The following is a 7,438-nucleotide window of genomic DNA, read 5'->3' on the forward strand; positions in this document are numbered from 1 at the left end:
GTATCGATCCGGCGCAACTCGACGAGGCGCTGGCCCAGGCAGGCGCGGCGGCCCCCGACACCGGACCCGACGACGAACCCGACCCACCCGGTGGCGGGCACTCTGCCGATGATCCGGCGGAATCGCGGGCGCCGCAGAACAATTCGGGGTCTAGCCGGCCGGCAGCCCCGCCGGCGCCCAGCTTCCGCACCCGGGCGCTGACCGTGCCCGGTGTCGGCGATGGCCACGCCGGCCGACGTTCACGGGCCCGCAACTCCGCCGGCGCGGCGGTGCGCGCCGCCGGCACAGGCGAGGACGGACACGGCGTCCACCTGTTCGCGACCGTGCTCTGCGCCGCCGAACGCCGCGGCGGGACCGGGCCGCTGCGCCCGGACGCCGACGACATCCGCCGGGCGGTGCGGGTCGGCCGGGAAGGCAACCTGGTGATCTTCGTCGTCGACGCCTCCGGTTCGATGGCCGCCCGCGACCGGATGGCCGCGGTGGGTGGTGCGGCGCTGTCCCTGCTGCGCGACGCCTACCAGCGCCGCGACAAGGTCGCGGTGATCACCTTCCGGGCCGACGGCGCCCGTCTGGTGTTGCCGCCCACCACCTCCGCGCACATCGCGGCCCGTCGGCTGGCCGGGCTGGACACCGGCGGCACCACGCCGCTGGCCGAAGGCCTGCTGGCAGCCCGCGACGTGGTGGTGCGCGAACGCGCCCGCGACAACACCCGCCGGCCGCTGGTCGTCGTGCTCACCGACGGTCGCGCCACCGCGGGACCGGACCCGTTGCGGCGCAGCCGCGCCGCGGCCCAGCTGCTGGTCGCGGAGGGGGCCGCCGCGGTGGTGGTGGACTGCGAAACCTCCTATGTGCGGCTCGGTTTGGCAACCGACCTGGCGGTGCGGCTGCGGGCACCGGTGCTGCGTCTGGAGCAGCTGCGCGCCGACGCGCTGGTCCAGGCCGTGCGCGGGGCGGCGTAGAGGGGGACGACAGCGATGCCTCAGGGTCAACCGCTGGCCGTTCCCGACGACGGGCTGAGCACCCGGGCGCGCCGCAACGCGCCGCTGCTGGCCGTCCACACCGGCCCCGGTAAAGGCAAGTCCACCGCCGCGTTCGGGATGGCCCTGCGGGCCTGGAACGCCGGCCTGGACGTCGCAGTGTTCCAGTTCGTCAAGAGCGCCAAGTGGAAAGTCGGTGAGGAGACCGCCTTCGGCCACCTGGGCCGGCTGCACGCGGAACAGGGCGTCGGCGGTGCGGTGGAATGGCACAAGATGGGGTCCGGCTGGTCGTGGTCGCGCAAGACCGGGTCCGAGGACGACCACGCCGCGGCCGCCGCCGACGGCTGGGCCGAGATCGCCCGCCGGCTGGCCGAGCAGCGCCACGACTTCTACGTCCTCGACGAGTTCACCTATCCGCTGAAGTGGGGGTGGGTTGCCACCGAGGAGGTGGTCGAGGTGCTGGGCAACCGGCCGGGCCGCCAGCATGTCGTGATCACCGGCCGCGATGCGCCGCAGCCCCTGCTCGACGCCGCCGACCTGGTGACCGAGATGACCAAGATCAAGCACCCGATGGACGCCGGTCGCAAGGGTCAGCGGGGCATCGAGTGGTGAGGGGCATGGCGAGGGGCATGGCGAGGGGCATGGCGAGGGGCATGGCGAGGGGCATGGTGAGAAGCATGGTGTTGAGCGTCCCGGCCATCGTCGTCTCCGCCCCTTCCTCGGGGAGCGGAAAGACCACTGTGGCAACGGGTCTCATCGGGGCGCTGCGCCGGGCCGGACACCGGGTGGCGCCGTTCAAGGTCGGCCCGGACTTCATCGACCCCGGCTACCACGCGCTGGCGGCGAGCCGGCCCGGACGCAACCTCGACCCGGTGATGGTGGGGGAGGACCTGATCGGGCCGTTGTACCGCAACGGGTCCCTGGACGCCGACGTCGCTGTCGTCGAGGGTGTCATGGGCCTGTTCGACGGCCGCATCGAAGACCCGCTGCGCATCCCCGCCCGCGGATCCACCGGCCAGGTTGCCCAGCTGCTGGGCGCCCCGGTGGTGGTGGTGGTCGACGGACGCGGGCAGAGCCAGACACTGGCCGCCGTGCTGTTCGGGCTTTCGACGCTGCGACCGGAGGTGCGGGTTGCCGGGGTGATCCTCAACCGGGTCGGCTCGGCGCGCCACGAGCAGGTGCTCAGCCAGGCTTGCGAGTCGGTCGGAATCCCGGTCTTCGGGGCGCTGCCCCGCTGCGAGGACCTCGCGGTGCCGTCCCGCCATCTCGGGCTGATCACCGCCACCGAGCACGGCGAGCAGGCCCGGGCGGCGGTGGAGGCGATGACCGACCTGGTGGCCCGTCACGTCGACGTGGCGGCGGTGCGAGCCGTGGCTGCCTCAGCGGTGACCGGCCCGGTGTGGTCGGCGGCCGAGGCGGTCGGCGAACCGGTGGCCGGCCGGCCGGTGGTGGCCGTCGCGGCGGGCCCGGCGTTCACCTTCGGCTACGCCGAGCACGACGATCTGTTGCGCGCCGCCGGCGCCGACGTGGTGACGTTCGACCCGTTGCGCGACACCCTGCCCGACCGGACCTGCGCACTGGTGCTGCCCGGTGGGTTCCCCGAGCAGTATCCGGAAGCGCTGACCGCCAACACCGCACTGCGCCGCCAGATCCGGGCGCTGGCCGACCATGCGCCGGTGCACGCCGAGTGCGGCGGGCTGACCTACCTGATGTCGGATCTGGACGGACACCCCATGTGCGGGGTGTTGGCCGGCTCGGCTCGCTTCACCCCCCGGCTGACGCTGGGCTACCGCGACGCGGTGGCGCCTGCAGAATCGTCTCTTCATCCCGCGGGACGACGGGTGACCGGCCACGAATTCCACCGCACCACAGTCGAATTCACCGAGGATGTCCAGCCCGCGTGGCTCCTGCCGCAGGGCGGCGAAGGGGCCATTCGCGCTGGCGTACACGCCTCCTACCTGCACACCCACCCCGCTGCGCACCCGGATTCGATACGCCGTTTCGTGGGCCGGGCCGCACTCGCCGGCGTTCGCCTAGACGCCGGCTGACAACCCTGCACACGGCCGCGACACGGTGGCTCGCCGATGAACACCGGCCCTTTCTCCGTTGCGGGCGCATAATGGGAAATGCGTCAGTACTACGGCGAGCAGAGCGCAACGTCGGCGCTTGCGTCCTACCCGGACGCTAGCCGACACCCGCCACAAGCAGGGTTGCTCGGCTGGGCGGAGTGCTGGAGCTGACTAAAGGTCTGTCGGGCCGAACATGCCGGACAGCGGCCTGAAGGAGGCGCCATGGCCGGATTTGTCGATGCCGGGTCGGGCGACGGCTGGACCGTCGACCTCGATCCCGTCAAGCTCGTCGATCACGACGGGGCGCCCACATCCGAAGACCGATTCCACCGCGACCTGCCGCCCGAGACTCTCGGCTGGCTCTACGAAATGATGGTCGTCACCCGCGAACTCGACGTCGAGTTCATCAATCTGCAACGCCAGGGCGAACTCGCCCTGTACGCATCGTGCCGCGGCCAGGAGGCCGCTCAGATCGGTGCGGTTGCCTGCCTGCGTAAAACCGACTGGCTCTTCCCGCAGTACCGCGAGATCGGGGCCTTCCTGCTGCGCGGCATCACCGGCGCCCAGATGGGCGCGGTCTGGCGGGGGAGCTGGCACGGCGGGCTCGGGTTCACCGGCAAGTGCTGCGCGCCGATCTCCATCCCGATCGGAACCCAGCCCCTGCATGCGGTGGGTGCGGCGATGGCGGCCCAGCGGCTCGGTGAGGATTCGGTGACCGTCGCGTTCGTCGGCGACGGCGCCACCAGCGCCGGTGACGTCCACGAAGCGCTCAATCTGGCTTCGGTGTTCGGCGCGCCCTGCGTCTTCTATGTGCAGAACAACCAGTGGGCGATCTCGGTTCCGGTGCACCGCCAAGTGGCGGGGCCGTCGATCGCGCACCGCGCCATCGGCTACGGCATGCCCGGAATCCGGGTCGACGGCAACGACGTCCTGGCCTGCTACGCGGTGATGGCCGCGGCTGCCGAGCGGGCCCGCGCCGGCCACGGGCCCACCCTCATCGAGGCGGTCACCTACCGGATGGGCCCGCACACCACCTCCGACGACCCCACCCGGTACCGCTCGGAGTCCGAGTTGGACCATTGGCGCACAAGAGATCCCATCGTCCGTTACCGCAGCTACCTGCAGCGGATCGGGGTCTGGACCGAGCGGCTCGAGCAGCGGGTCAGCGCGCACGCGACCCGGTTGCGGACAGACCTGCGGCAGGCGATCATCCGCGCTCCCGACCCCGACGTGCGGGAGATGTTCGACACCGTCTACGCCGACATCACCCCCGACCTGGCTGCCCAGCGCGAGCAGCTGGCCGCCGAGCTGGCCAAGGAGGCGTGAGGTGACACAGATATTCGAGCGGCCGCCGCTGCTGAGTCCGGGGCCCACCGCGGTGAACCTGACCATGGTGGCGGCGATCAACCGCGCCCTGCACGACGCGATGGCCGACGACGAGCGGGTACTGGTGTTCGGCGAAGACGTCGCCACGCTCGGCGGTGTGTTCCGGGTGACCGACGGTCTGGCCCGGACATTCGGTGCCGCACGGTGCTTCGACACCCCGCTGGCGGAGTCGGCGATCATCGGCATCGCCATCGGGATGGCGATTCGGGGCATGGTGCCGGTGCCGGAGATCCAATTCGACGGCTTCAGCTACCCGGCCTTCGACCAGATCGCCAGTCATCTGGCGAAGTACCGGATGCGCACACACGGCGACATCGACATGGCGGTCACGGTTCGCATCCCGTCGTTCGGCGGCATCGGTGCCGTGGAACACCACTCCGAATCCACCGAGACGTACTGGGCGCACACCGCAGGACTGAAAGTGGTTGTGCCCTCGACACCGGCCGATGCCTACTGGCTATTGCGAGAAGCGATCGCCAGTCCCGACCCGGTGATCTACCTGGAGCCCAAGCGGCGGTACTGGACTCGCGGCGACGTCGACACCACCCGGCCCGGTCTGCCGATCGGGAAGGCGGCGGTCCGACGACCCGGTAACGACCTGACCGTCGTCACCTACGGGGGTCTGGTCGCCACCGCGGAAAGCGCCGCCGAACTGGCCGCCGAGCAGCACGGCTGGGATCTGGAGATCGTCGACTTGCGGTCGCTGAACCCGCTGGACTTCGACACCGTCGCCCAGTCGGTGCGCAAGACCGGACGGTGTGTAGTGATGCACGAGGGTCCGCGCACCCTCGGCTTCGGCGCTGAGCTGGCAGCCCGGGTGTCCGAGGAGTTGTTCTACGAGTTGGAAGCTCCGGTCCTGCGCGCCACCGGCTTTGATACGCCCTACCCGCCGGCGCGTCTGGAGAAGCAGTGGTTGCCGGGAGTCGACCGGCTCCTGGACTGTGTCGAGCGGTCCTTGGAGATGCCATGAGCGTCAACGACTTCCTGGTACCCGACCTGGGTGAGGGCCTGCAGGATGCCACGGTGTCGAGTTGGAGTGTCGCCGTCGGTGACGTGGTGGAGCTCAACCAGACGCTGTGCACGCTGGAGACGGCAAAGGCAGAAGTGGAGATCCCCAGCCCGTACGCCGGCCGGGTGGTCGAGCTCGGCGGCGCAGTGGGTGAAGTGCTACCCGTGGGGACCGTGCTGGTACGCGTGGAGACCGGTGCCGACGCGGACGGCGCACCCAAGCCGGAAACCAATGGCGCAGCGCGCAGTCCGGTGCTGGTCGGCTACGGCATCGATGCGGGATCGGACTCCAGCCGCAGGGCCCCGACCCGACCGGACCGACACGACGACCGTGCGCGCGGACCGCGTCCGAAGGCCAAACCGGCGGTCCGCAAGCTGGCCGCCGACCTGCTGGTGGACCTAGCGGCGCTGACGCCGGGGCCGGACGGGTTGATATCGCGGGAGGCGGTGCTGGCCGCGGCCGGAGTGCACGGCGAGCAACGCCCCGGGGTGTCCCATGACGTGCTGCCGGTGCGCGGTGTGCACGCGGCGATGGCCCAACGGATGACTTTGGCGCGCAGTCAGATTCCCGATGCGCACGCCAGCGTCGAGGTCGACGGAACGCGGCTGCTGGCATTGCGGGATACCCTGGGCCTGAGCCCGTTCACGATCACGTTGCGGCTACTGGTCCTGGCGCTCACCCACCACCGAATCCTGAACTCCACCTGGGTCGACGGAGCCGCCGGTCCCCAGGTGCACACCCATCACCCGGTGCATCTCGGGGTGGCGGTGGCCGCGCCGCGCGGTCTGCTGGTCCCGGTGGTCCGCGACGCCCAGGCCATGACGACACGTCAGCTCGCCGATGCGGTCGCCGCGCTGATCAGCGCTGGGCGCGACGGCCTGCTGACGCCGGCACAGCTGTCCGGTTCGACGTTCACGGTGTCGAACTTCGGGGCGCTCGGCCTCGACGAGGGTGTTCCGGTGATCAACCACCCCGAGGCGGCGATTCTGGGGCTCGGTGCGCTGCGGCCACGCGCGGTGGTGGTCGACGGTGCACTGGCGGTGCGGTCGACGATGATGCTGACCTGCGCCTTCGACCACCGGGTGGCCGACGGCGCCCAGGTCGCGGCGTTCCTGGGCGAACTCCGCGCGTTGATCGAGACCCCCGAGACGGCTCTGCTGGATCTGTAATGACCGGACGGGCGGCCGCCATCCCGGCCCCGGCCCCCAGCATGCCAGCGCGCCTGCTCGCTAGGCTCGCCCGGTGACCGAGAACGCCTATCTCGTCGGACTGCGGCTGTCCGGCAAGAAGGTTGTCGTCATCGGGGGTGGCACGGTGGCCCAGCGCCGGGTACCGGTGCTGATCGCCCACGGCGCGAAGGTCCACGTCGTCGCGCGGGTCGCCACCCCGGCCGTGGAGGCTCTGGCCGAGCAGAAGCCCGGCATCACGCTGGAATTGCGCGACTACCGCGACGGCGACCTCGACGGCGCCTGGTACGCGATCGCCGCCACCGACGACCCGGCCGTCAATGCCGCGATCGTGGCCGAAGCCGAGCGGCGGCACATCTTCTGTGTCCGCGCCGACGCCGGCCGGGAGGGAACCGCGGTGACGCCGGCCTCCTTCGACTACGAGGGCCTGCTGGTCGGGGTGCTGGCCAGCGGGGAGCACCGCCGGTCGGCCGCGGTGCGCTCAGCCATCCGGGAGGCGTTCCAAAGCGGTCGCATCGTGCCCGACATCGTGGCCAGCACCGCCTCCGACGTGGTGCCGGGCGGAGTGGCACTGGTCGGCGGCGGACCCGGTGACCCGGAACTGATCACCGTGCGCGGGCGCCGGCTCCTGGCGCACGCCGACGTGGTGGTGGCCGACCGGCTCGCCCCGCCGGAACTGCTGGCCGAACTGCCGCCGCATGTGGAGATCATCGACGCCGCCAAGATTCCGTACGGCCGGGCGATGGCCCAGGACGCGATCAACGCCGTGCTGATCGACCGCGCCCGGGCGGGGCAGTTCGTGGTGCGGCT

Annotated in this window: 7 protein-coding genes; all 7 read left to right on the top strand. The window is 71.3% G+C overall.

Going from position 1 to position 7,438, the window contains the following annotated elements:
- Positions 1-959 (top strand): vWA domain-containing protein (locus ADBZ6I_RS14485; protein WP_526385004.1); only part of this gene is annotated, 959 nt, incomplete at its 5' end.
- A 15-nt stretch (positions 960-974) separates the two neighbouring features.
- Complete coding sequence (gene cobO, locus ADBZ6I_RS14490; protein ID WP_526385006.1) at positions 975-1,589, top strand: cob(I)yrinic acid a,c-diamide adenosyltransferase; 615 nt, start codon at positions 975-977, stop codon at positions 1,587-1,589.
- 71 nt (positions 1,590-1,660) lie between these two features.
- Positions 1,661-3,025, top strand: a complete 1,365-nt coding sequence (locus tag ADBZ6I_RS14495; protein ID WP_526385016.1) for a cobyrinic acid a,c-diamide synthase CobB — start codon at positions 1,661-1,663, stop codon at positions 3,023-3,025.
- A 243-nt stretch (positions 3,026-3,268) separates the two neighbouring features.
- Positions 3,269-4,372 (top strand): pyruvate dehydrogenase (acetyl-transferring) E1 component subunit alpha, encoded by a 1,104-nt coding sequence (gene pdhA, locus ADBZ6I_RS14500; protein WP_526385008.1) that lies wholly within the window; start codon positions 3,269-3,271, stop codon positions 4,370-4,372.
- Position 4,373: 1 nt separating this feature from the next.
- Positions 4,374-5,402, top strand: a complete 1,029-nt coding sequence (locus tag ADBZ6I_RS14505) for an alpha-ketoacid dehydrogenase subunit beta (RefSeq protein WP_526385010.1) — start codon at positions 4,374-4,376, stop codon at positions 5,400-5,402.
- Positions 5,399-6,610 (top strand): 2-oxo acid dehydrogenase subunit E2, encoded by a 1,212-nt coding sequence (locus tag ADBZ6I_RS14510; RefSeq protein WP_526385012.1) that lies wholly within the window; start codon positions 5,399-5,401, stop codon positions 6,608-6,610. Before ADBZ6I_RS14505 ends, ADBZ6I_RS14510 begins: the two co-directional genes overlap by 4 nt.
- Before the next feature lie 73 nt (positions 6,611-6,683).
- The coding region (locus tag ADBZ6I_RS14515; protein ID WP_526385014.1) for a siroheme synthase family protein at positions 6,684-7,438 on the top strand (755 nt) is incomplete at its 3' end.

This window comes from Mycobacterium sp. (assembly GCF_044342925.1).
Lineage (GTDB): Bacteria > Actinomycetota > Actinomycetes > Mycobacteriales > Mycobacteriaceae > Mycobacterium.

Excerpts from the sequence above, each read along its gene's own strand:
- cobO (WP_526385006.1), top strand. The coding sequence starts at position 975 with ATGCCTCAGGGTCAACCGCTGGCCGTTCCCGACGACGGGCTGAGCACC.
- pdhA (WP_526385008.1), top strand. The coding sequence starts at position 3,269 with ATGGCCGGATTTGTCGATGCCGGGTCGGGCGACGGCTGGACCGTCGAC.
- ADBZ6I_RS14510 (WP_526385012.1), top strand. The coding sequence starts at position 5,399 with ATGAGCGTCAACGACTTCCTGGTACCCGACCTGGGTGAGGGCCTGCAG.